This is a genomic window from Mycobacterium sp. URHB0021, from assembly GCF_054057895.1.
Map to the genome: position 1 here is coordinate 5,782,365 of NZ_JBSRZT010000002.1, position 23,109 is coordinate 5,805,473.

Consider the following 23,109-nt stretch of genomic DNA (forward strand, 5'->3'; position numbering starts at 1 on the left):
CGGTCACGGTGTGCATAGCGCCGAAATGACGGCGGCCACCGACTTTGTTCGACTACACAGATTGCGAAGGGACCAGCAGCATGACTGCACTTAGGCACAAGCGCGCCACAGTCAACGGCGTCACGCTCCACTATGTGGTGGCCGGCAGCGGCCCGGTGGTTCTGTGCATGCACGGATGGCCGCAGAACCACCGCGAATTCCTACCGGTGATCGACGGTCTGGCCGACCGTTACACATTCATCGCGCCCGACCTGCGGGGGTACGCCGACAGCGAGAAAACCGTTGACGGCTACGACCCTCTGACGATCGCGGCGGACATGCTGGCGCTGCTCGACGTCGAGAATGTCGACAGATTCCACATCCTCAGCCATGACCTTGGGGGGCCGCCGTCCGTCGCACTGGCCTATAAGGCCTCGGACCGCGCCATTTCGCTCGCCACGGTCGAGACCCCGTTCTTCGGGCTGGACTACCCGGGCTACACCGACCCGCAGGTGGCCTACTGGCATCTGGCCATGCACATGCATGTGGACATCGCGCAGCATCTGATCGAAGGCCGCGAAGATCATTACATTCGGCACTTCTTCCGCGATTTCGCCTTCAACCCGGCAGCGATGCCGGAAAGCGAAGTGCAGCAGTACATCATGCAACTACGCCAGCCGGGAAACCTCCGTGGAAGCCTCAACCACTACGGCGTCATACCGCAGATGGCGGCGCAGGCCGCTGAGCTCACGAAGACCACCCTCTCAGTGCCGATGCTGGCGTGGGCCGGCCGGGCTTCGTTCGGTGATCATTGTTTTGCCAGCGCCAAAGCGATCGCAGCCTCGGCCGAAGGCGGTGTGATCGAGGAATGCGGCCACTGGGTCTTCGAGGAGCAGCCCGAGTTCATCCGTCGAGACCTTGCCCGATTCTGGGCCAACCACAACTGAGTAGATGCAAAACGGATTGTCCCGGTAGGCCGCTGCCTATCGGGACTCTTCTGTCGATATCTCGTCTTTCCAACTGAATCACTCTGGGGCAAAGATTTTTTGGCCGATATCGTTGCCACGTACATCCTTGTGGCCGAGTGAACGCGGATCCGTCCGCGCGTCGGCATCCTGAGTCCATGATTGATGTGCGCGCAATCACCACGGTGTCCGCCATCTGGCTCTCCACCCTGTCAGTCGTATTGACTGCTCCCGCGACAGGCACCGACGACGCCCCGGTACCGTCCCAATTAATCAGTGTGGCAACGCCATCATCAACCGGCGGTCTGGACCGTGTCGAGGACTCGACCGCCGATCCGGCAGTGTCGGCGGAGGCCGTGGCGGCGGGTCATGACAAGTGTAAGAGGCCCAAGGGAAACAGGCGGCTATTGCCCTGGTGCACCGACCCCGCCGGCGGATGGTTGGGTAGCACGACCCATCGGGTGTACGAGGACACCGAAATTCCCACGGGCATCTGCGAGATGACCAGCATTCATCCGTCGTCTCGCTGCATGTCGGAACACCCCGTCCCTACGGCTGGATGACCACTCGGCCGGCTGTGTGATTCGCGACCGCTTGGTAGGCGGCCGGGCCGTCGGGCAGCGAGTACCTGGCGGTGATCGGAAGCGGCCGGAAGTTTCCCGTCTCGAAGAGACCGGTCAACCGGTCGAGTCGACGGGCGGACTCCACCGCACCGAGGTTGCGGCTGTCGGATCCGAGGATCTGCGTTTCGTTGTGGTACAGATCGATGAGGTCGATCTCTGCTGTGCGGTTTCCGACGGCATTGATGACCACAAGCCGACCACCATGGGCGAGCGAATGGAGCGCCGTCGGGGTGGTCACCCCGCCCACCGCGTCATAGACCACGTCCACACCGCGGCCGCCGGTGAGGCTGCGCAGTTCACCCGCGGTGTCGACGCCCGGATCGAGCCGGACGAACGCATCGATACTGGCCGCCGCTGGGGTGTCATCCCCCGGCGCGTGGCGGTCGACACCGATCGTCCTCGCTCCGATCATTCGGGCGATCTGCGCCACCGCTCCGCCAACGCCGCCGGACACTCCGAAGATCGCGATGGTGTCGGTTTTTTCGAGCCGCGCAGTCTCCACCGCACCCAGCCAGCCGACCACAAAGTTGACGCCGACCGCCGATGCCTCATCGAAGCTGAGGCGGGATGGCTTGCGGACCAGCGCATCCACGGGCAGCAACATCAGTTCCGCATGGGAGCCGTCGCGGGTGAAGCCGACATCTCCGCCTGTTCCCCACACCGGCACACCACGCCAGTCCGGGGGTCCGTCTATGACGACGCCGGCGAAGTCACGGCCGGGCACGCGCGGCAGTACGGTCCCGCGCATGTTGCCGGCAACGTTCTTCACATCGGAAGGGTTCACCGAGGCGGCGTGCACCCGAATCACGGCTTCGGCCGCGGCGGGGACGGGATCGGGTAGTTCGACGACCTTGAGCACGCCGGGATCACCGAAGGTGTCAAATCGAAGCGCCAGCATTGCAACTCCTTCTGGTGACGGTGGCCCAGGTGCGGGTTTTGCAATTCGTCGCAGCGACGAACCGCACAGGACTAGCCCTTGCGATTCTCGGAGTCGATCATCCAAGCCAGCTTTTCCAGCGAGTCGATGATCTGATGCAACAAATCGGAGGTGCTCGGGTCTTCGGCATCCACCGCGTCGTGAACCGATCGGATTGTCGCCACTGCCGCATGGATGCGGTTGGTGATGAGGTCCACCACCGTGGCACTGTTCTGCTCCCCGGCAGGGTAATTCGGCAGGGTCGTGGTCGCCGCGATCGTCTCGGATCGCCCGTCGGGCACCGCGCACAGGGCACGCATCCGCTCTGCAATGGTGTCGCTGGCCTCACGTGCCACATCGACGAGCTCATCCAATTGCAAATGCACGTCACGGAAGTTGGCGCCCACGACGTTCCAGTGGCCCTGCTTGCCTTGCAGATGAAGCTCGATCAGATCGGCCAGCACCCGCTGCAAGTCAGTGCCGAGCTGCACGGAAGCGGTGAAGGCGCGAACCTCGCCCTCGGGCAGCCGACTGGTGTGGCCGTTCGTCACGATTGATGGAGATGTCACGATTCGACTCCGTCTGTCATTGCGGTCCCGTGGCCTATGAGTTTTGAATGAGTTCGACGACCGTCCCGTCACCGTCGCGCATGTAAGCGAAGCGGGAGCCGGCAAGCCGCCCCTGGACACCTGTCTGGGGCCTACCGGCAAGCCTCCACCCACGTTGTGCGCAGACGTCTGAAACAGCGTCGAGATCATCGACGTTGACCGCGACGTGAAATGATCCGACGTCGCACGGCCTGGGGCACACGTGGGCTCGATTGGTGGGGCGCAGATATTGCAGAAGCTCGATGCGATGCCCGCCGCCGGTGAGCTGAGCCAACAGCAGGTGCGCGTCGGCCACGCCAGTGATCTGCTCGGCGAACTCCCCTGACAGCTCCATCCTCTCCTGCACCTCGAAGCCGAGAACATCCCGCCAGAAGGCGATCGATGCTTCCAGGTCGCGAACCGTGATGCCGGTATGCGCCACCGCTTTTATTACAGCCACCGTCTCACTGTCTTGCGGCAGAAGGGTTTCGGCGTCCATCTGCCGACACCGACGTACATCTTGTGAAAGCCGCATGGCCACAGCCTCTTTGAATGATCGAAAAGATGCGTGCGTTGTGTACCGCGGGGAGCCAATCGGGGCCAAGCTTGGGAGGCGAGTGCCAGACCGTAGTGGGCGGCCGACAAATTCGCATCGGCCGGTGGCTAGCCACGAGCGGATGTCCGCAGTACCGTCACGTCTGATGGACCCGCTGGAAAGCGGCGCTGCGGTACGGCTGATCGGCCGTCGTGCAGAACGCCGAACGCTGGACCAATTGGCCGCGGCGATCCGCCTGGGAAAGAGCCAGGCGTTGGTGGTGTGTGGTGAGGCGGGTGTGGGCAAGACCGCCTTGTTGGAGTATTTGGCCACCGAGGCCTCGGACTGCCGGATCGCGCGGGTCGCTGGTGTCCAGTCGGAGATGGAGTTGGCGTTTGCGGGGTTGCATCAGTTGTGTGCGCCGATGCTGGATCGGCTGGATCGGGTGCCGGGGCCCCAGCGTGATGCGTTGCAGACCGCGTTCGGGCTCACCGGCGGGTCGGCGCCCGATCAGTTCCTGATCGGTTTGGCGGTGCTGAGTCTGTTGTCCGAGGTCGCCGATGAACGACCACTGTTGTGTTTGATCGATGATCAGCAGTGGGTGGACCGCGCCTCGGCCCAGGCGCTGGCCTTTGTCGCCCGCCGACTGCAGACCGAATCGGTGGCCATGGTGTTCGCGGTGCGCCGGCCCGGTGCGGAACTGGACGGCCTGGCGCAGTTGGTGGTCTCGGGTTTGCCGGTCGCCGATGCCCGAGAGCTACTGGCCTCGGCGCTGCGCGGACCACTGGATCACCGGGTACGCGATCAGATCGTGGCAGAGACCCGCGGCAACCCGTTGGCGCTGCTGGAGATCCCGCGCGGGCTGACCCCCGCCGAGATGGCCGGCGGCTACGGATTTCCCGATGTGGCGCGGGCGCCCGCCGACATGGAAGAGACCTTCGGCAAACGCATTGCGGAGTTGCCCGAGACGACGCGGCGATTGCTGGTGCTGGCCGCCGCCGATGCCACCGGCGATCCGGGGTTGGTCTGGCGGGCCGCGGCACTCCTGGGCATCCCCGCCGATGCCGCCGCCCCGGCCACCCAGGCCGGGCTGGCCGAGTTCGGCACCCGGATCCGATTTCGCCACCCCTTGGTGCGCTCGGCGACCTACCGCTCGGCCACACCGGCCGAACAGCAACACGCCCACGGTGCCCTGGCCCAGGTCATCGATCCCGCCACCGATGCCGAGCGCCGCGCCTGGCACCGCGCGCACGCCGTCACCGGACCCGACGACGACGTGGCCACCGAGCTGGAACACTCCGCCGGCCAGGCCCAGGCCCGCGGCGGCCTGGCCGCGGCTGCAGCCTTCCTCGAACGCGCCACCATGCTCACCCTCGACCCCACCCAGCGCGCCACCCGAGCCCTCGCCGCCGCCACCGCCAAGGTAGAGGCCGGCGCCCTGGACGCTGCGTTGGACCTGCTGGCTACGGCAGAAATGGGATCGCTCAACGACTTACAGCAAGCTCGTGCCGACCTGGTGCGCGCACAACTCGCGTTCGTCACAAACCGGAGCAGCGATGCCCCGCCATTGTTGCTGAAGGCCGCCCAACGCCTCGCCACCGTCGACGCGGATCTCTCCCGCTCGACCTATCTCGAATCCCTTTCGGCCGCAGTCATTGTCGAGGGCCTGGCCGTCGGCGGCACCGTGGTCGAGGTGGCATCCGCCCTCGCTGCAGCACCGCCACCGACGCGCGCCCCGAGACCGCCCGATTTCCTGCTCGAGGCCATGCCCGCATGGCGCCGCAACGGATATGCGGCGGCAGTCCCGTTATTCCGCCGCGCGTTGGCCGACTTCGGAACCGGCATGTCGCCCCACGAGGAATGCCGTTCGCTGTGGTTGGCGTGCTTGGCGGCGATTGTGGTGTGGGATGACGACAGTTGGGACACACTGTCCGACCGGCATGTCCGCCTCGCCCGCAGCCATGGCGCACTCAGTGAGCTGCCTCTTGCCCTGACGTCGCGGGCGCTCATGCTGGTGTTCATCGGTGACCTCGCTGCCGCGGCGTCGCTGATCGAGGAACTCGACGCTGCGACTGAGGCCACCGGGTTGCGTCTGGCCCCCTTTGCAGCCATGGTCCTGACGGCCTTGTCCGGCGACCGGGCCAAGGCATCAGCCCTCATCGAGACCACCTCGGCAGCGGCGGCTCAGAGAGGTGAGGGCATCAGTGTGATCGCCGATTGGGCACGGGCTGCGCTGAACAACGGGGCGGGCAATTATGAAGCGGCCATGGTGGCGGCGAAACACTCCGTGAACCAGAAGGACACCTTGGGCCCGCCGCCTTGGGCTCTGGTCGAATTGATTGAGGCTGCGACGCGTAGCGGCAGGACGGAGACTGCCACCGGTGCGGTTCATCTGCTGACCGAACAAGCCGTCGCCACCGGCACCGACTGGGCGCTGGGCGTTGAAGCCCGGGCACGCGCGCTGCTGAGCGAGGGGGATACCGCCGACGATCTCTATCGTCAGGCGATCGAGCATCTGAGCCGAACCCGCGTCCGCGCCGAACTCGCCCGCGCACACCTGCTCTACGGGGAGTGGCTGCGCCGCGAACGTCGACGGGTAGGTGCGCGGCAGCAGCTGCGCACCGCCCGCGAATTGTTCGAGGCGATGGGTATGTCGGGATTCGCGCAGCGAGCGCGGCGTGAGTTACTGGCCACCGGCGAGACTGCCCGCAAGCGCACCGTCGCGACGGGTGCCCAGGAGTTGACCGCTCAGGAGACACTCATCGCCCGCATGGCGCGCGACGGGCTGTCGAACCCCGAGATCGGTACTCGACTGTTCATCAGTCCCAAAACCGTTCAGTACCACCTGAGCAAGGTCTTCATGAAGCTCGATATCACCTCGCGAAGCCAACTGGGCCACGTCCTCGATCAGTAGGCTCACGTGCCGGGGCTAGGGAACGAGCACGAGTTTGGCCGACGCACCTCGTTTTTGTGCTCGCCAGGCGTCATCCACCTCGTCCAGCGCCAACGGGATGACATCGACGCTGATGTCGCCACGGGCCGCGTGTTCGGTCAGCCGACGATATGCGTCGTGCCGCACCTGCTCGGACGCCGTGAAGTACCTGAAGCCCATGATGTGGAGCTCAGCGGCGCGCAGCATGACTCCGGGTAAGTCAATCGTGGTGCCTGCGGAGTCGCCGATCTGTATGTGGCGCGCACCGGGGGACGCCGCTGTCAACGCGGCGAGGGCGGGCGGGCCCCACAGGGGGTCGATGATCACATCGATGCCGTGCCGGCCGGCGGCTTCTCGCAGCCTGGCGGGCAAGTCGTCGGCACCGGTGACCACCGTGGCGTCAGCGCCGCGTTGTCGTGCGCGTCGTAGCCGGTCCGCGCTGCGATCGGCGGCGATGACATGCGCGGCGCCTTGCGCCTTGGCTGCCTGCACCGCAATTGAACCCAGTGCCCCGGCTGCGCCCAGAACCAGTACCGACTCGCCCGGCTGCAGGCGGGCACGCCAACTCAGCGCCAACCAGGCAGCCAGCCCGGTGTTGCCGAGCGCTGCCGCGGCGAGGTCGTCGATCTCGTCCGCCACATCGAGCAGGGAATCCTCGGCAACCAGGGTCCGCTGCGCCCATGACCCGAACGGCGCCACGGGATTGTCGAAGAACACCCTGCGCCCCTGCGGCGTACGGCCGACACCGTCGGAACCGACGACGAAGGGGATGGCGGGGCTGGGCGCCAGCGCACCCGAGCCCTTCAAGATATCGATGTGGTGCACACCGGCGGCCAGCACCTCGATGACGGTTTGACCTCGAGCCGGTTCGGGATCTGCGAAGTCGCCGAGCTGGGGTGGTGCTCCAAAAGTATTCAGTACTGCAGCCTTCAACGTGGATGCTCCATGTGTTGTGCGTTCGTGGTGGGCGGGGCCGAATGCCGCGTTACCCGAGAAGATTTCGGCGGTAGGCGGTCGGCGTGGTGGCCAGATGTCTGCGCATCACCGTGGCCAGATGTTGGGAACTGGCGAACCCGCACTGATGGGCGATGTCGGTGATGCTGAGGTGAGGCTTCGACAGCAATTCACACGCCTGCTCGAACCGGCGCCGCATCAACCACCTAAAAGGCGGCTCACCGGTGCCGTCCCGAAACAGGTTGGCGAGGTGCGTTGTCGACAGACCGACGGCTGTGGCCACTTCTTTGAGACCAACATCCTCGCCCAGCCGTGCTTCGAGGTATTCCATTGCCCGCCGCAGCCGCCAATCCCGGTAACTGGGACCGCTATTGGGTGTCAGAGTTCTCGAGCCGGAGACATTGGAGTGCTCCCGTAGCAGACGAATCGCCAATTCCTGGCCCAGGCAGTCGACCACCAGGCGAGAGCATCGGTCGGGCTGTGACATCTCGCGCACGATCTGTCGGCAGAGGTTCTCCACCTGAGGATCACGCGAGCACATCGGATCGATCAGCGAGACCCGTCCGCTGACATCGACGGCGTCGCAGTCGGCTGCCAAGCCCTCGATGATCGTGTGTGGCACGTACACGTGCAGATACGTGAAGGGCTGTTCGGAGGCGAATATTTCGCGCGGCTTCTCCCCCGCCACCACGAGGTTCATGTAGAACGGCGGATGCGGACGGGCCCATTTCTGCCGACCGTCGCCGAAGTAGGTGTGGTGGTTCTGGCCTGCAATCGCCATCGAGATCACGTCGGTGCTCTCGTCGGCGTGCCCCTCCAGGTCATACACCGACGACTCCTGGAACTGCCAGATCGCCGCGGTGATCGCCTCGACCTGCGAGGTGATGGTTCGCTGCGGTGCGAAACCCCACCAGCGGGCCACATTCTCGGGCGTCATGATCGGGGCGGCATTCATCACAGCGTCCCTATCCAGAAGGTGCACCACGGGGTGTCACCCTCGAACCGCACGGTCAGCTCGTGCGATGTCGCCTGATGGGACAAGAGTGTGCAGCCGATGCCCCCCATATCCGCGCTCCTTTCCGTCGACTTGTGCCAGTCATCGACAAAGTCCATCGATGAAGCACAGGGTGCGTCCGGATGGCTGGTGTTCGCATCGGGGGGTGCCTAGTCTGCGCGCCCAGCATGTGGCTAGTCAGTGCGGCGCGGCTGCGTCAATCGGTTCGACGTTCACCCGTGAGGGCTTGATGAAGCTGGCTCCGTGAGTTGATGTCCAGCTTGGTGAACACCTTGGTCAGGTGGTACTGGACTGTCTTGGGGCTGATGAAGAGGCGGGCGCCGATGTCGGAGTTGGTCAGGCCGCCGGCGGCCATCCGCGTTACTTGTTCCTCCTGCGGGGTGAGCTGTGGGCGACTGGCTGCCACGGACCGTTTCCGGGCGGTCTCGCCGGTGGCCGACAGTTCGCGCCGGGCTCGCGCGGCGAAGCCTGCCATTCCCATCTCGTCGAACATCTCGTGCGCGCTACGCAGCTGCGCCCGCGCGTCGATGCGGCGGCGCTCCCGCCGCAGCCATTCCCCGTAGAGCAAATGAGCACGCGCGAGTTCGGTCCGCATGCGGGTCCGGCCGGACAACTCGATCGCCTGGCGATAAAGGCGCTCCGCCTCAGGACCTTTGGCAAGCAGTGCCGCCGAACGCGCCTCGACGCCGAGCGCCCAATCGGTGCCCGCGGCGGTGGTGGTTTCCGCGAGCTTGGTGAGAGCTTGGGTGGCGATGGTCATGGCGCCGCAACGCGCGGCGGCTTCGACGAGCTCCACTGCGGCCCTGACCGGCGTGGCGAGGTCGCGTTGGTCGGCGGCGCGCTGGGCCAGGACCAGCGCCGCCGCATGGTCACCAATGCCGTTGTTGACCAGTGCTCCCGCGTACTCGGCGACAGTCAGCCAGGATCCCTCACCACGATCCATGACATCGCTGGTGTTGGCTTCGATCAACGCCGACAGCCCTGCCTGATCGCCGCGGAATCCGAGAAGGGCCATGACCGCGGACGTGGCGAATCTGTCACCAGTGGCGCGCGTTACGGACTGCGCCTCATGAAGCACGGCTTCCGCGGCAACGAGATCTCCGGTGTACAAGAGATTCCTCGCACGTGCGCTGAGCGCCAACGGCAACTGTGTCATCGCGCCGGCCGCCCGGGCACGGTCAACGTGCCGTGCCGTGATCACGTCGAGGCTTTCGTCGTCCCAGATGTGCGTGGCGGCGACGGCAACCATAAACCTCGGCTCGTCCGGCGTCGACCCGTCACTGGCGGCGCCGACGGCACGGCGCAGAAGGGGCAGCCCGGCGGCATAACCGTCGATGAAATGCGCAACGAAACCGTCGAGGACAAGGTCGGAGAGACGGGCGCTGCGCGGCGACGGCGCCGATCGCGCCGCGCGCGCCACGTCCAGCAGCCCAGCGCCCGACGCTAACCGGCCTGCAAGAAAAGCCGCCTCCATCGCATCCAGGTAGGTGGCGCGTGACAACGCTGTGTCGACCGTCTGCAGCCGTCTTGCGGCGTTGACCAGCAGGGGCGGCGCATCGTTACCCCGGCCGGTGACAAACGCGAGCCGCGCGCGGATCAAGACGGTGCGGGCGTGCTGCAAGTCGCTGAGCGGTTCGCCATCGGCCACCGCGAGCAGGTCTGCGGCCGCGGCGAAAGCACCAGCATCGAGATTGGCTGAAGCTGCCGCCAGTGACCGCTCCGCCCGCAGACCGGGATCCATCGTCAGCATCGTTGACCGCTCGAGAAACGCCGCCGCCGCCGCCAAACCGCCACGTGCGCGGGCGCGGCCCGCCGAGCGCTCCAACTCCGCAGCGACGTCATCGTCCGGTCCCACTGCCGCCTGGGCCCGATGCCACGCACGCCGGTCGGGGTCGGTCTGCGGGTCGGTCACGTCGGCCAGTGCTCGGTGCACCGACTGTCTATCCCGAACCGACGTCGACCGGTAAACCGCCGAACGCGCCAGCGGGTGGCGAAACCGCACCCGTGCACCGAACTCCATTACCCCCGCTTCGGCCGCCGGTGCGGCGGCGTCGGCGCCGATACCCAACGTTGCCGCCGCCCGCCACAACAGTGCCGGATCGCCCAGCGGCTCGGCAGCCGCCACCAGCAGCAGCCGGCGGGTCTGGTCCGGTAAGGCTTGCACCTCGCGTCTGAAGCTCTCCTCCACCGCCACCGTCAATGGCACAGCTGCAGGCAAACCGAACCCACCGGCCAGTTCGTGCAGGCCCATACCGCGCGGCAACTCGACCAGCGCCAGGGGGTTTCCGCCCGTCTCTGCGACGAACTGCTCGAGAAGCTGCTCATCGAGTGGCGCAGTCAGCACCGAGTCCAACAACGCCCGCGCATCGGCCGCACGCAAACCCTTGACCTGCATCCCTGTCAGGGAGCTGAGGTCCGCAAGCACAACCCGCGTCGCCAAGACCATGCCGACAGGCTCGGCGCCAAGTCGGCGCGCGACAAATGAAAGAGCTTGTGCAGAAGCGTGATCCAGCCACTGCAAATCATCGACCAAGCAGACCAGGGGCTGATCACCGGCCACTTCGGAAAACAGGGTCAATACGGCCAGCCCGGTCAGAAAGCGCTCTGGTGTCGGCCCTGAGCGGATGCCGAATGCGACGCTCAATGCATCACGCTGAGGTCCCGGAAGACGGTCCAGATGATGCAGCACGGGTACGCATAACTGGTGCAGTGCCGCATACGGAAGTTCCATCTCGGACTCGACACCGGTGGCGCGGAACAGGCGACAGCCCTCGGCCCTCTCGGCTGCATAGTCCATCAACACCGACTTGCCGACGCCCGGCTCGCCATGAAGCACCACCACCCGACTCTGGCCAGCGCGCACATCCCGCAGCACTTCATCGAGCACGCGGCGCTCAGAAAAGCGGTCGATCAACTCCATCGCATGCCGATGGTGACATCTTCGCCGCCGGGCCACCATAGAGATGAGGCCTCGAGATCAGTCGCCCGAAGGGCGACGATCACCTCCGAGGGCTTGAGAAAGCTGGCTGCGTGAGCTGATCCCGAGCTTGGTGAAGACCTTGCCCAGGTGATACTCGACGGTCTTGGGGCTGATGAATAGGCGCGCGCCGACGTCGGGGTTGGTCAGGCCCTCGGCGGCCATCCTCGCTATCTGCTCTTCCTGGGATGTCAGCTGCGGGCCGATTGCCGCCGCAGTGCGTTTACGGGCGGTCCCCCCTGTGGCCAACAGCTCGCGCCGAGCCCGCTCGGCGAAGGCGGCCATTCCCATCGCGTCGAACATGTCGTAGGCGATGCGCAGTTGCGCACGAGAGTCGGTACGGCGGCGCTCGCGGCGCAACCATTCGCCGTAGAGCAGATGGGCACGGGCAAGGTCTGCATGCATGAGCTGCTCGCGGACCCGCTCATCGAGCGGGGCGGTCAATACCGCATCCAGCAGCGTCCGCGCATCAACTTTGCGCAGGCCCCGGATTCGCAACTCCGGCAGCCGTGCCATGTCGGGTGTGGGGAAACGGCTGGCCACGATCAAGCCCACCGATTCGGCGCCGAGCCTCCGGCCCACAAACGAAGGGGCGTGTGCCGAGGTCTCGTCGATCCACTGCATGTCATCCACCAGACAGACCAGCGGCTGATCCTCCGCCATTTCGGAGAACAGACTCAACACGGCCAACCCGATCAGAAAGCGATCCGGCGCGGGCCCCGCGCTCATTCCGAAGGCGATGCACAACGCATCACACTGAGGCGCGGGAGGCGGTCGAGATGATCCAGCATGGGTAGGCACAACTGATGCAGTGCCGCGTAGGCAAGCTCCATCTCGGACTCGACACCGGTGGCGCGGAACAGGCGAAAGCCCTCGGCCTGCACGGCCACGTACTCCATCAACGCCGACTTGCCAATGCCCGCCTCGCCGTGAAGAACCAGCACCCGACTCTGACCCACCCGCACATCCCGCAGCACTCCATCGAGCACGCTGCGCTCGGGAAGGCGGTCGATCAACTCCATCGCTTCACATGGATACACCTTCGCGAGTTACGCAGGCGGGTCTTCGGGGATAAGCACCTGCCGCGTCCGTAGGTACTCGTCGACAGCCTGCGGCGGAATCAATTCAACAAGGGCGCCGGGAAGTCGTCGTGGCGGCGGCGCCCCGACGCGACCTGAACCCATAGCCAGTCTTCTGAGAGCGATTCGGGACGGCTGTGCGCCTGATGGCGAACATTAAGGGAATCCAGGACATTCGCGGCGCATTTCACGGCTGCCTCCGATGGCGTCGCAGAACGGTTGAGCGCCTGGGCCCGGTCAAGGCCGTGGATGACAGCTTCGACCACTCTGGTAGCGATGAATTCGTCGATTTGAATCGTGCCGATCACTGTCCACCCCACGAACGTCGGTTCGGCGAGGCGCGCCTTCGCGGGCGCATTCGAGAAGTTGGTCAAGCAGGAATCCAGCATCTCGGCGCTTGTCATGTCGGCGGCGACGTCGGCGGCAGTCCGGTACGCCAGTGGAGCCAGCAGACCCTTCGGCTGGTCGTAGAACGAGACCCGGTCCAGTGCCGGCGGCGGCGCCGACGGTTTCGAGAGCAGCGTGTCGATCATGTTCATCGCATAGCCGAGATGACCGGCCAGTTCCAGCACTGTCCAGTGGGGTGCCGGGTCAACAGGGGCGAGCAGTGTCGGCGTCGACCATTCGTCAGCGCCCAATGACTTCAGTACCTGTGCGAAAGAATCGAGTTCATCGGCGAGCGCGGACACCAACTCGATGTACTTGTTCACGTAGCTCCTCACGCTTGTCACTCACATCCTGGCCGGCTGCCTGCGACTTCTACGCTGTCACCGCCGACAGGCCGATTTGTTCAGCCAGCGGAACGACTGTCTATGCGGGTGAAGTGATCCGGGATGACGTGATGATCGTTGCTCGAATGGAGAACACCCCCCGGCAACCCGGAAGCGTTGGCCGGCTCCGGCTTTCAGTCGTGCACACCTCTCATGGGCTGGGTAAGCAAACACTTTGCGGGACAGAAGTAGCGAAGCAAATGCGATGTGATCCTCCCCACGGTCAGGTGCACTGTTGTTCAGCGCAGCTTTCGACCAAGAGACCTGTCGCGCAATCGTTGGAGGGTCACTGCAAGCTTGCATTCAGTCCCGGGTCGCTCGGCCGCAAAACCTCCACGACCGGCGAAACCACGTTCCTCGACGTCGCCGTGGCACACCGCGTGTCACCGGATGTCTTCACCGCGGCCGGTGTCGCGGCGGCGGGCGCGGCCGGCGTGGCCATCGCCCTGGGGTGCTGGCCGCTCGGTGCTTCAGGTAGTGATCGCCGCGCTCGGTCAGCCCGTACGCGCTCGCGGCGTAAGCGTCAGCGGAGTTGCTCGGCGCCACCCGTGAACCGGATCTTCCACCGCACCAAGCCCGCGTAGAGCACCGATAGAACACCGAGCATGGCGATGTCGAAAAGCCATACCGACGCGGTGTGTTTCCAATGGGAATCGCTCGGGATCACCGCGACCATATTGGTGAGATCAGCCGTCGATGCCGTGGCAGCCAGCCCCCATCGTGCCGGGGTGAGCCAGGAGACCGGATCCAGTGCCCGGTCGGTCACGGGGATGAATGCGCCCGCGAGCACCAGCTGCGACATCACCGCCACCACCACCAGTGGCAGGACCTGATTGCCGCTCTGCGCCAGCGCCGACACGAACAGGCCGACGATCGAGGCCGCCACGCACGTTACGGCAATACCGACGAACAGCTCGAACGTGGGACTCCCCAGCAGCGTTGCGGCCTGTGGCGCACCCTTACCGATCGCGGGCGCTGTCACAATCAGCACCATGACCGCGGACTGCACCACGGCCGCCATGCCGAACACCACGATCTTGGCCGCAAGATATGCCGACGCCGACAGCCCGGCCGCCTGCTCGCGACGGAAAATCGGGCGCTCGCCGACCAACTCGCGGACCGTCAGCGCCGTCCCCATGAACACCGCACCCAGGTTCATGAAGACCAGAATCTGTTTCGCCTCGTTCGGCGCGGCGCCGTTGAGCTCCGCCTTGCCGAAGCCGGCGTCGCCGGCCACCGCCAGAGTCAGCAGGCCGAGAACGAACGGCAACAAAGCCAAGAAGACGGAGTACCCGCGGTCGGCGACGATCAGCCGCAACTGGCGGCGGCCGACCGCCGAGAATTGGCGCCAGAGACCGATCGGCACGGGTCTACCCGAGGACTTCTCAGGTGTGGCATGGGCCGGCGCCTCGACAACCTGCGGGCCGCGTTCGAGAAAGCGCCGTTGGGCGGCATCGGGGTCCGCATCAACGGCGGTGTAGATGTCTGCCCAATCGGTCGTGCCCATCGCCGACCCGATGTCGCGGGGCGGCCCACAGAACGCCGGCTTGCCGCCGGGGGCAAGCAACAACACCTGATCGCAGATGTCCAGGCACGACAGCGAATGCGTCGCCACCACGACGACACGACCCGCATCGGCGAGCCGGCGCAGCATCGTCATCACCTGCAGGTCAAGCGCGGGGTCGAGACCCGTCGTGGGCTCATCGAGAACCAGCAGCGACGGACCGGTCAACAGTTCCAGCGCGACCGACGCACGTTTGCGCTGTCCGCCGGACAGCTTCTCCACGCGCGTCTCCGCGTGCGGCGTCAACTGGAGTTCCTCGAGCACCTGGGCGATCACCCGCTGCCGGTCTGCCGTGCTGGTGTCCAGCGGCATCCGCAACTCGGCGGCGTAGCCCAAGGCCTGGTTCAGGGTGAGCTGACGATGCACGAGGTCGTCCTGCGGCACCATGCCGATCCGGCTGCGTAACGACGCATAGTCGGCGTGGACATCGTGGCCTTCGAACGACACCGCGCCGCGGTCCGGCCGCACACCTCCCACGATCGCGTTCAGCAGGGTGGGCTTGCCCTCATCCGACGGCCCGATCACGGCCGTCAACGTGGCCGGTTCGGCGGAGAACGTAATGCGGTCGAGCAGCCCGCGATTGCCCTTGACCGCGAAACTGATGTCGCGCACCTCGAGTCCACCGGTGTCGGCCGCGGGCGCAGTGCGACGATCCAGCACGTCCTCGGCGTAGAGCAGGTCGACATTGCCGATCGTGACGACATCCCCCTCACGCAGCACCGCGTCCTTGACCCGCCTGCCGTTGACGAACGTGCCAGTGGTGTTGACGGCGTCCTGTATCCGCGCACCGCCGGCCGTCGGTACCAGGATGGCATGGTGCCGCGAGGCCAGCACGTCGGTGATCACGATGTCGTTGTCCGCAGCGTTACCAATGGTGGTCGATCCCCGCGGAATCTTGCGGCCGCCATGATCTTTCGGCGGCGTCGTTCGCCGATCATCGGCAGGCGGGCCGTCCGCGCCACGGAGCTCGAACGTCAGAAGGGGACCGGCGGGGTTACCGACGTTGATGGTCGTCCCGTCGCGGACGTCCGTGGACGACACCCGCCGATTTCCGACGAACATCCCGTTCAAGCTTTCGTTGTCGATCGCGATCCAGCCGCCGTCGACGTAACGCAGCAGCACGTGAGCCCGGGACACCGCCGGATGCGGCAGACGCACGTCGGCCCGCACATCGCGGCCGATCACCACGTCATCGCCCGGCGTGAACGTGCGCTGCCACCCATCGAACCAAACGGTGACGTCGGGCGGCAGCGGCCGGCTCATCCGGACAATCTATCGGCGGCGACTAAGACCACGCGGTAAGAATGGCCCAGATCGACGTGGTGAAGACGATGCCCCCGACGATCAGGGAGACGCGTAGAGGCGTCGCAGCGGGCGTTGAAACAGATACGACAGCAGCCAGACGGCCAGTCCCGCCATCGAAATTCGCAGCCCACGCTCCAGTAGCGTCCAGCCGGCAAGGTTCCACAAATCGATGGAGTGCTCGCCGGCGGCGCGGGCATACACCTTTACCGGAATGCCCGAAAACGCTTGGTGCATCATGGCGCTCGGGCCATTGGTCAGTTGGATTGAAGGCCGCCGCCGCCATCCGCGGAGTGGTCAGCGGTGCGGGCAGCAAGACATCGCGAGCCGCCACGCCCGCATTGGTAAGTACGCCCAGCACGGAGCCGGGGATCACCGCTGCGGCCCAGGGCATCACGCGGCGCGGGACGGTGGCAGCGAACAGTGTCAACGCCATTTCGGCGACGATGAACCAACTCAGCGTGGCGTAACCCCACACGAGCGCCAACAGAAGTCCGTACGGACTGGTGACGAGACGGGCGACCACCGACCAGACGCGCGATTGACGCTCGTGTGTCAGATGAATTGCCCCCAGAAACGGACTCGTCGTTTCCGTTCATCCGAGGAGATGCGCCAACGGGAGCACGAGCAATAGCGAGTCGATCCGGTCGAGCAGACCTCCGAAAGCCGGCAGCCAGGTACCGGCGTCCTTGACGTGAGCCTGCCGCTTCACCATCGACTCGAGGAGGTCGCCGAGCAGGCCACCGAACGCGACCGCGATGAGCAGACTGATCGAAATCGTGCCGAGCAACGTGAGCACGAGGAACGCCCCGATGAAGGCACCGACCAACCCGCCGATCGTCTTGTTCGGGCTCAAGGGAGACAACGGCGTACGCGCCCAACGGAAGCGACGCAACCCTTTCCCCACACCAGGCTGCGACATCGGCGGCAGAGGCGGTGAAGCCACCAGGAAGGTGTCCGGCCACAACATGACCAGGTGCGCCGGCAACCAGCAGATCCACACCGAACCGAACGCGGTGAACGTGGTGCGCTTGATCCCATGTTCGAGGTCACCGCTGAGCAGCGCCGGCGGCGCGCAGGCCAATACGACGATCGGTGCGCGACCCAACAGCGACGGACGCAGCCATGCCGCCACCGGATACAGCGCACCCAACGCCAGTAGCAAGCCGACGTCGACTCGGCGCAGTCTCACCAGACGCGCGTACTCCGTCACCGCCACCACGGCGAGGGCAGCGGCCAACCCGGCCGGGGTGAAATCCTCGAGGACCTGCGCGACATTCAATTCGTCGATTCCTTCGCTGCCGCGTTCGCCGAGGACAAGGTCAGCGCGCACATCACCCTCGCGGAGGTCGAAATCGCCTGCGGGCGTGGTCATGCCGTCATCGGCGAGCTAGTGCAACCGACCACCTAGCATCCCTACCGGGAGCCGCTGTGGACTACGTCGGCGGACGGCAATCCGATGCGCTGGATGCCTATCGCCGTTTGAAGACCACGCTCGCCGAGGACCTCGGCATCGACCCCAGCCCAAAGCTCCGTACCCTGCACGAGCGGATCCTGCGCCAAGAGGCACTGGATATCGCATGCAGCGCGCGCTCCACCCCGGCGGCCACGGTCCTCACCATGAACAGACGCGATGAGGTGAGCGCGCAGTCCGTCGTCGCGTGCTTGCGCGCACGATCGGGACGGACCTATCCCGTGACCGCGGCGACCACCCGCATCGGCCGGCCTTGCTCAACCGAACCCCGGCCATCGCAGGCCTGGGGTGCACGGCAATGGCGATCACCGGTGGCTATATCGGCTTGTTCCACAGCGCCAGGCTCCTCATCCTCAACTTCACGTTGGCCATGGCGATCGCGATCGTGGCGACGACTCGGGTGGCGAATGAGACGGACATCATGACCGCCGCCGAGGCGTTCTCGCTGATCTGGTTACTCAACGTCGCGGTTCCTCTCGAGATACGAGGCACCTCCCGCGCCATGGGTGAGTACGCGATACGTTCCGACGAGGATCCGTTGACCGGCCTGCTCAACCGGCGCGGGTTCATTGACGCCATCCACGGCCGGCTCGCCGATCCGCTGCCGACAGCCACTCATTTGACGGTGCTGATGGTCGATCTCGACAACTTCAAACTCGTGAACGACACCCACGGGCATGCGGCCGGTGACCGCATGCTGCGGGGGCGTGGCCCAGTTGTTGCGGCAACACATCCCCCCGGCCGCGGCCATCTGCCGCGCCGGCGGTGAGGAGTTCCTGATCGCCCTGCCGGCCGCGTCAGCAGACCCGTCGGCGATCGCGACCCGGCTGTGTCATGCGATCGCCAAGGTCGCGCACTCGGTGACCGCCAGCATCGGCACTGCGAGTGCCGAGCTGCACAACGTCACCGGATCACATACTGCAGCGCTTATCGAACAGCTCATCACCGCAGCCGACTCGGCGATGTATGTTGCGAAACGCAACGGCGGCAATCAAGTTCAGCACTCGTACTAATCGAAGAATCAGCGAGCGAGATCCCACTGCCCGAAATCGGGCGCAAGGACGTCGTCCACGTCGACGTGAATGCCGCCGATGAGCGGACCCGGAGTGGAAGCGGTGTTCACCGCCGCCTGATACAGCACCGCTGACGGTTCGCGCTCGCCGTGAGACCATGCCGACGTCTGCCAGGCCCATCGGTGTCCAGCAGTGGTCGAATGTCCGATGACGTCGTCTTGGGCCGCCCAAGCGCACACCTGAGCGCTGCCGTAGACGCCGCTGCGATCGACGCCGAGAACTGAATTGATTCCTCGAAACCACTCAGCAGCAATACTTTTCCACGTATTGCTGTCGATATCCTCGTCGATGCTGAAGAAGATCGGCGCCGAATCCGCTCCCCCGGCCGCGGCGTGTAACCCCAGAGCCGTCTGAGCATCTGCCACGCCGCCGTCGTAGCCGCGCGTGTAATCCGACGGTGTCGGCCAGCCGGGTTTGCCGTACTGATAGTTGCTGACGACCTGAAGACCCGTTGCCCGCATCGCATCCGCATACTCGCGGGTGACGGGCTTGAAATCGAAGTTGGCGCCCGGCCGCGACTCGGCTACGTAGACGATGGCTCCGGCGTAGCCCGCCGCTTTGATCTGATCCGGCGGGACCAGGTGCTCGGTGAAGTCGATGAGCCTGATGCCGTCAGCCAGAGCCTTCTGCGAGCCGGCTACCGCGGCGCCTGTTTCCAGGCCCAGGAAAGCCGTTGTCAACAAGGCATATTGGAGAACTTCGCGCCTGGACGCAGATCGCGGCACGCCAAATCCCTCCGGCATCGACCAATCGCGCATCGACGGATCGTAACAAGACCCGTGGGCTTGCGCTTTCCCGCAAGGACTGCCCGTCAGCTCTGTGGTCCACGCACTCCTGGCCTGATCGGCGACTATCCAGAACTGGCTGCCAACGGGCGAATCTCGCGGTACTGTTCCATCGCCCAAGTTGGATCCAACACCGCAGTGACCAGCTTCTTTGACGGCTGTGCAACTGCGACGCCTCCTGACCATCGGAAGGTTCGGCAATGAAAAAGTCAGGGCTCCGCGCAGCCTTCGCAATCTCCGCCCTCGTGCTTGGACTGGTGGCGTGCGCGCCTCCCGAGAAGAACGACGAGGGAAGCAATACCGAGTCCGGGGTGAAGGCCAATGAGGCCACGTCGGCGGCCGACTTCGGCGGGATGGACGGCCTGGTCAAGGCCGCCAAAGCCGAGGGCGCGCTCAATGTGATTGCGCTGCCGCCGGATTGGGCGAACTACAAGGAGATCATCGACACCTTCTCCACGAAATACGGCATCAAGGTGACCTCCGCCCAGCCCGACGCCAACAGCCAGGACGAGATCAACGCCGCCAACCAGCAGAAGGGCAAGAGCACCGCGCCCGACGTCTTCGACCTCGGCCAGGCGATCGCGTTGGCCAACACCGCGCTGTTCGCGCCGTACAAGGTGGCGACATTCAGTGACATCCCGGCGCAGTTCAAGGATCCGAACGGCACCTGGGTCAACGACTACGGCGGCTACATGTCTGTGGGCTATGACTCGGCCAAAGTCCCGGAGATCACCAGCCTCAACGACCTGCTCAAGCCCGAGTTCAAGGGCAAGATCGCCCTCAACGGCGACCCCACCACCGCCAGCGCCGCCGCCAACGGGGTACTGATGACCGCCATCGCCAACGGCGGGTCGGTGGACGACATCGCTGCGGGCGTCGACTTCTTCAAACGGCTCAAAGACGCAGGGAATTTCGTGCCCGTCGACCCGACGCCCGCGACCATCGAATCCGGCCAGACACCCGTCGTCATCGACTGGGATTACCTGAACTCGGGCGAGACCAAGAAGCTTCCGACTTGGAAGGTGTTCGTTCCTGCCGATGCGCTCGTGGGAGGCTACTACTTCCAGGCGATCAACAAGGACGGCCCGCACCCTGCCGCCGCTCGGCTCTGGCAGGAGTTTCTCTACAGCGACGAGGGTCAGAACCTGTTCCTGAGGGGCCTCGCCCGGCCGGTGCGCGCGGACGCGATGGAGAAGGCGGGCACCGTCGACAAGACCCTGCTCGCCGCGCTGCCCGCCGTCCAGGGCACCCCCGTAGTCCCGACCGACGATCAGAGCAAGAAGATGGCGGACTACCTCGGGGCCAACTGGTCCAAAGTCATCGGCTAGGCGATCCGGACGCCCTGACGGGTCAGTTCCGTCTGAACTGCGGAGATGCCCACGTCCTCCAGCGGCCGGTCGGCCCGGACGGACACTGCGGCCGCCACCCCCGCACCCTGGCCGGTGACGGCGCAGCACGACATGTTCCGCGTCGCCGCGTGGGCGATTCGATCCCCTCCGGTGGCGCGGCCGGCCACGATCAGATGGCGGACCGCTCGCGGCAGCAGCGACCGGTACGGGATCTGCAGGTAGCGACCCGTCGTCGGCAGCACCAGCACGCCGTATCCGTCGATGAACTCGGGGTAGATGCCGATGCTGTCCTCGAAACGGCCCTGACCGCGCACGTCGGCCTCGGTCAGGTTGTAGAAAGCGTCGATCTTGCGCGTGTCACGGATGCCGATGGTCATGCCGAAGTTTCTGAGGCGTGCGGTCTCACAACCCGGTGTGTAGCGGCGCAACGCCTCGATCGCCAGCATCACCTGCCTGCGACCCTCGATCTCGAAGCGGGTGAGACTGTCCGGGTCGGTGCCGTCGCATCCGGCGAGGTGGACCAGGTTCATGTAGGTCAGCTCGCCGGTGTCGTGCGTTGCGCCCCAGGTGCCGCCGATCGTATTCAGGTGGTCCGGGAGCACGCCGTCCGCGATGGCCTTGGCGAACGGCTTGCCGAGGTACGGCGAGTAGAGGTCGGCGTCCTTCTCGTCGGTCTCGGCCGCGAACTCGCCTGCCGCCCAGTCGCGGTACGTCTGCGGGTCCTTGGCCACCCCCTTCAGGAACGCCCTCTTGTCCACGCCGGCGAGGTGGAACATCACCGAGGCCGCCATCATCTCCTCTACCGGTGTCTTGTGCACGGGCCGCCCCCGCCCGCGTCGCCACGTCGGCGTCGCCGGTCGCATCGACGACGCGACCGGCCAGGATCGCCTCCCGACCCGCCTTGGACTCGGTGATGACGCCGACGATCGTGTCGCCCTCCATCAGCGGTGCGACGAACTGGCGGTGCAGCATCGCGTGGATGCCGGCCTCCTCCACCAGACGATCGGCAACCAACTTGAAGCCTTCGGAGTCGAGTTCGTAGGACAGCGACTGGCTCTCGGGCACTGCTGCGCCCATCTCCTTGGCGCGTTGTTCGAATTCCCGTCCGATCCCACCGGCCTCGACCGTCTGCTCGCGGCGGTACCACGCGAAGCCCTCGACGCCGACCGTCGTGATGTTTCCCCCGAAGCAGCCGAAGCGTTCGACGAGGGCCACCTGCACGCCCGCCCGCGCCGCTGCCAGTGCGGCCGCGAGGCCACCGGGACCCGACCCGACGACCAGCACGTCGGTCTCGTGGATGACGTCGATCTCGCGACTGGGTTCGGTCACCGTGGCTGGGTGCGCTGGCATGCCGCGGATCCTAGCTTTCGCGGATGCAACATCAGATTGACGGCGGGGGCATCGCTTCCACCGCGTGCTGGCTGACAGCAGTGCCGGACAGTCCCATGAGTCCGCCGACCAGAGCCAAGATCAGCTCATACGGCAACGGATTTCGTTGCAGTTTCATCGGAAACCTTCGGATGAGGCAGCCGAACCGATTCGGAAATTGACGCAAAGGCACAGTTCATCGCCCAGAAATGAGATTTCTCTAAACTTCATCGCCACCCACGGATTCCGTAGTACTTTGATCACAGTTCAAGTCGCTTCCCAGGCGCAGCTACCAATTGGCGCCCAGTTGCGATCGGGTGGTCTTCAGCCGAGCAGGACCGTCGCACATATGCCCCATGTACGGAGAACAGCGACAAGGGAGTGGCGATGGCGGCCACCGGCACCATTCGTATCTACCGTCCGGATCCCGCGACTGTGAACGACGACGAACAGTGCGGCCGTGCCCGCTTCACCGTGTGCCGCCTCTCGGCCACCCGGTTCTCAGTGACGGTGAGCGGCGAAATCGATGCCACCAATGGCCGCGCCATGGGCCGGTACATCGAACGGCACACCGGAACCTCCAAGCAACTCATCGTCGATCTGCGGCCCGTCGACTTCTTCGGCGGCCTGGGCTTCACTGCGCTGTATTACGTCAGCGTCCACTGCGCCCGCAACGATGTGGACTGGATGATCGTCGGCAGTCCCGGCGTGCGTCGTCTTCTGAACCTCTGCGACCCGCAGAACGAGTTGCCGCTCGTCGACGACTTAGGCACCGCCCTTGCCCGGCTTGACCATTTAGCCCGTTATCAGCACCTCACGTATCGACTGGGGTGACGGCACCGTCTGCAGCACTCGGCAGCCG

General features: G+C 65.4%; 21 protein-coding genes and 3 pseudogenes. 8 read left to right on the forward strand and 16 right to left on the reverse strand.

The genetic code is table 11. The annotated features are described in order from the left end of the window. The first annotated feature begins 80 nt into the window (after positions 1-80). Positions 81-926 carry an alpha/beta fold hydrolase gene (locus ACVWWN_RS30955; RefSeq protein ID WP_457147258.1) on the forward strand — a complete coding sequence of 282 codons (846 nt, stop codon included), beginning with the start codon at positions 81-83 and terminating at the stop codon, positions 924-926. A gap of 567 nt (positions 927-1,493) precedes the next feature. Here ACVWWN_RS30955 and ACVWWN_RS30960 read toward each other — a convergent pair. The 3 genes from ACVWWN_RS30960 to ACVWWN_RS30970 form a co-directional block, all read right to left on the reverse strand. Continuing rightward, positions 1,494-2,465 (reverse strand): quinone oxidoreductase family protein, encoded by a 972-nt coding sequence (locus ACVWWN_RS30960; RefSeq protein WP_457147259.1) that lies wholly within the window; start codon positions 2,463-2,465, stop codon positions 1,494-1,496. A 71-nt stretch (positions 2,466-2,536) separates the two neighbouring features. Then, positions 2,537-3,034, reverse strand: coding sequence for a Dps family protein (locus ACVWWN_RS30965; RefSeq protein ID WP_457149344.1), 498 nt, complete (start codon positions 3,032-3,034; stop codon positions 2,537-2,539). 52 nt (positions 3,035-3,086) lie between these two features. Continuing rightward, on the reverse strand, positions 3,087-3,569 hold the full coding sequence (locus ACVWWN_RS30970) for a VOC family protein (RefSeq protein WP_457147260.1): 483 nt from the start codon (positions 3,567-3,569) through the stop codon (positions 3,087-3,089). Positions 3,570-3,771: 202 nt separating this feature from the next. Between ACVWWN_RS30970 and ACVWWN_RS30975 the strand changes: the two genes are divergently transcribed. Next, positions 3,772-6,519, forward strand: coding sequence for an AAA family ATPase (locus ACVWWN_RS30975; RefSeq protein WP_457147261.1), 2,748 nt, complete (start codon positions 3,772-3,774; stop codon positions 6,517-6,519). A 15-nt stretch (positions 6,520-6,534) separates the two neighbouring features. On the opposite strand, the gene ACVWWN_RS30980 is transcribed toward ACVWWN_RS30975, so the two are convergent. From ACVWWN_RS30980 to ACVWWN_RS31025, 10 genes and pseudogenes are all read right to left on the reverse strand, one after another. Further along, complete coding sequence (locus tag ACVWWN_RS30980; RefSeq protein WP_457147262.1) at positions 6,535-7,470, reverse strand: quinone oxidoreductase family protein; 936 nt, start codon at positions 7,468-7,470, stop codon at positions 6,535-6,537. A 52-nt stretch (positions 7,471-7,522) separates the two neighbouring features. Beyond that, positions 7,523-8,446 (reverse strand): helix-turn-helix domain-containing protein, encoded by a 924-nt coding sequence (locus tag ACVWWN_RS30985; protein ID WP_457147263.1) that lies wholly within the window; start codon positions 8,444-8,446, stop codon positions 7,523-7,525. Beyond that, the gene (locus ACVWWN_RS30990; protein ID WP_457147264.1) at positions 8,446-8,604 is read right to left on the reverse strand and encodes a hypothetical protein; all 159 of its coding nucleotides are present in this window, start codon (positions 8,602-8,604) and stop codon (positions 8,446-8,448) included. Before ACVWWN_RS30990 ends, ACVWWN_RS30985 begins: the two co-directional genes overlap by 1 nt. Positions 8,605-8,702: 98 nt before the next feature. Further along, a complete protein-coding gene (locus ACVWWN_RS30995; protein ID WP_457147265.1) occupies positions 8,703-11,426 on the reverse strand; it encodes an AAA family ATPase in 2,724 nt (907 codons plus the stop codon). Between the two features lie 57 nt (positions 11,427-11,483). Continuing rightward, positions 11,484-11,888: pseudogene (locus tag ACVWWN_RS31000) on the reverse strand (helix-turn-helix transcriptional regulator); the annotation flags it as partial. 320 nt (positions 11,889-12,208) lie between these two features. Continuing rightward, a complete protein-coding gene (locus ACVWWN_RS31005) occupies positions 12,209-12,505 on the reverse strand; it encodes an AAA family ATPase (RefSeq protein WP_457147266.1) in 297 nt (98 codons plus the stop codon). A gap of 98 nt (positions 12,506-12,603) precedes the next feature. Continuing rightward, positions 12,604-13,293, reverse strand: coding sequence for a maleylpyruvate isomerase N-terminal domain-containing protein (locus ACVWWN_RS31010; protein WP_457147267.1), 690 nt, complete (start codon positions 13,291-13,293; stop codon positions 12,604-12,606). Between the two features lie 562 nt (positions 13,294-13,855). Continuing rightward, a complete protein-coding gene (locus ACVWWN_RS31015; protein ID WP_457147268.1) occupies positions 13,856-16,159 on the reverse strand; it encodes an FHA domain-containing protein in 2,304 nt (767 codons plus the stop codon). A 22-nt stretch (positions 16,160-16,181) separates the two neighbouring features. Then, the gene (locus ACVWWN_RS31020) at positions 16,182-16,685 is read right to left on the reverse strand and encodes a hypothetical protein (RefSeq protein WP_457147269.1); all 504 of its coding nucleotides are present in this window, start codon (positions 16,683-16,685) and stop codon (positions 16,182-16,184) included. A 108-nt stretch (positions 16,686-16,793) separates the two neighbouring features. After that, positions 16,794-17,531 carry a phosphatidate cytidylyltransferase gene (locus tag ACVWWN_RS31025; RefSeq protein WP_457149345.1) on the reverse strand — a complete coding sequence of 246 codons (738 nt, stop codon included), beginning with the start codon at positions 17,529-17,531 and terminating at the stop codon, positions 16,794-16,796. Here ACVWWN_RS31025 and ACVWWN_RS31030 point away from each other — a divergent pair. The 4 genes and pseudogenes from ACVWWN_RS31030 to ACVWWN_RS31045 all read left to right on the forward strand — a co-directional run bounded on the left by ACVWWN_RS31030 (position 17,475) and on the right by ACVWWN_RS31045 (position 18,685). Next, the gene (locus ACVWWN_RS31030; RefSeq protein ID WP_457149346.1) at positions 17,475-17,609 is read left to right on the forward strand and encodes a hypothetical protein; all 135 of its coding nucleotides are present in this window, start codon (positions 17,475-17,477) and stop codon (positions 17,607-17,609) included. The genes ACVWWN_RS31025 and ACVWWN_RS31030 overlap by 57 nt on opposite strands. Before the next feature lie 20 nt (positions 17,610-17,629). Next, positions 17,630-17,698 (forward strand): annotated as a pseudogene (locus ACVWWN_RS31035) (hypothetical protein); the annotation flags it as partial. Between the two features lie 272 nt (positions 17,699-17,970). Next, a complete protein-coding gene (locus ACVWWN_RS31040; protein ID WP_457147270.1) occupies positions 17,971-18,441 on the forward strand; it encodes a GGDEF domain-containing protein in 471 nt (156 codons plus the stop codon). Then, entirely contained in the window at positions 18,380-18,685 is a 306-nt protein-coding gene (locus ACVWWN_RS31045; RefSeq protein ID WP_457147271.1) for a GGDEF domain-containing protein, read from the forward strand. The genes ACVWWN_RS31040 and ACVWWN_RS31045 overlap by 62 nt, the downstream gene beginning before the upstream one ends. 8 nt (positions 18,686-18,693) lie before the next feature. On the opposite strand, the gene ACVWWN_RS31050 is transcribed toward ACVWWN_RS31045, so the two are convergent. Then, positions 18,694-19,503, reverse strand: coding sequence for a DUF1906 domain-containing protein (locus tag ACVWWN_RS31050; protein ID WP_457147272.1), 810 nt, complete (start codon positions 19,501-19,503; stop codon positions 18,694-18,696). Between the two features lie 227 nt (positions 19,504-19,730). Between ACVWWN_RS31050 and ACVWWN_RS31055 the strand changes: the two genes are divergently transcribed. After that, on the forward strand, positions 19,731-20,858 hold the full coding sequence (locus tag ACVWWN_RS31055) for an ABC transporter substrate-binding protein (protein ID WP_457147273.1): 1,128 nt from the start codon (positions 19,731-19,733) through the stop codon (positions 20,856-20,858). Here ACVWWN_RS31055 and ACVWWN_RS31060 read toward each other — a convergent pair. Next, positions 20,855-21,670, reverse strand: a complete 816-nt coding sequence (locus ACVWWN_RS31060) for an FAD-dependent oxidoreductase (RefSeq protein ID WP_457147274.1) — start codon at positions 21,668-21,670, stop codon at positions 20,855-20,857. The two genes, ACVWWN_RS31055 and ACVWWN_RS31060, sit on opposite strands and share 4 nt — an antisense overlap. 79 nt (positions 21,671-21,749) lie before the next feature. Continuing rightward, positions 21,750-22,229: pseudogene (locus ACVWWN_RS31065) on the reverse strand (FAD-dependent oxidoreductase); the annotation flags it as partial. 405 nt (positions 22,230-22,634) lie between these two features. Between ACVWWN_RS31065 and ACVWWN_RS31070 the strand changes: the two are divergent. Then, positions 22,635-23,081, forward strand: coding sequence for an STAS domain-containing protein (locus ACVWWN_RS31070; RefSeq protein WP_457147275.1), 447 nt, complete (start codon positions 22,635-22,637; stop codon positions 23,079-23,081). The last annotated feature ends 28 nt before the right edge of the window (positions 23,082-23,109 follow it).

Coding starts and splice junctions, on each gene's coding strand:
- ACVWWN_RS30955 (WP_457147258.1), top strand. CDS start 81: ATGACTGCACTTAGGCACAAGCGCGCCACAGTCAACGGCGTCACGCTC.
- ACVWWN_RS30960 (WP_457147259.1), bottom strand. CDS start 2,465: ATGCTGGCGCTTCGATTTGACACCTTCGGTGATCCCGGCGTGCTCAAG.
- ACVWWN_RS30970 (WP_457147260.1), bottom strand. CDS start 3,569: ATGGACGCCGAAACCCTTCTGCCGCAAGACAGTGAGACGGTGGCTGTA.
- ACVWWN_RS30975 (WP_457147261.1), top strand. CDS start 3,772: ATGGACCCGCTGGAAAGCGGCGCTGCGGTACGGCTGATCGGCCGTCGT.
- ACVWWN_RS30985 (WP_457147263.1), bottom strand. CDS start 8,446: ATGAATGCCGCCCCGATCATGACGCCCGAGAATGTGGCCCGCTGGTGG.
- ACVWWN_RS30990 (WP_457147264.1), bottom strand. CDS start 8,604: ATGGACTTTGTCGATGACTGGCACAAGTCGACGGAAAGGAGCGCGGAT.
- ACVWWN_RS30995 (WP_457147265.1), bottom strand. CDS start 11,426: ATGGAGTTGATCGACCGCTTTTCTGAGCGCCGCGTGCTCGATGAAGTG.
- ACVWWN_RS31005 (WP_457147266.1), bottom strand. CDS start 12,505: ATGGAGTTGATCGACCGCCTTCCCGAGCGCAGCGTGCTCGATGGAGTG.
- ACVWWN_RS31015 (WP_457147268.1), bottom strand. CDS start 16,159: ATGAGCCGGCCGCTGCCGCCCGACGTCACCGTTTGGTTCGATGGGTGG.
- ACVWWN_RS31040 (WP_457147270.1), top strand. CDS start 17,971: ATGGCGATCACCGGTGGCTATATCGGCTTGTTCCACAGCGCCAGGCTC.
- ACVWWN_RS31050 (WP_457147272.1), bottom strand. CDS start 19,503: ATGCGCGATTGGTCGATGCCGGAGGGATTTGGCGTGCCGCGATCTGCG.
- ACVWWN_RS31055 (WP_457147273.1), top strand. CDS start 19,731: ATGAAAAAGTCAGGGCTCCGCGCAGCCTTCGCAATCTCCGCCCTCGTG.
- ACVWWN_RS31060 (WP_457147274.1), bottom strand. CDS start 21,670: ATGGCGGCCTCGGTGATGTTCCACCTCGCCGGCGTGGACAAGAGGGCG.
- ACVWWN_RS31070 (WP_457147275.1), top strand. CDS start 22,635: ATGGCGGCCACCGGCACCATTCGTATCTACCGTCCGGATCCCGCGACT.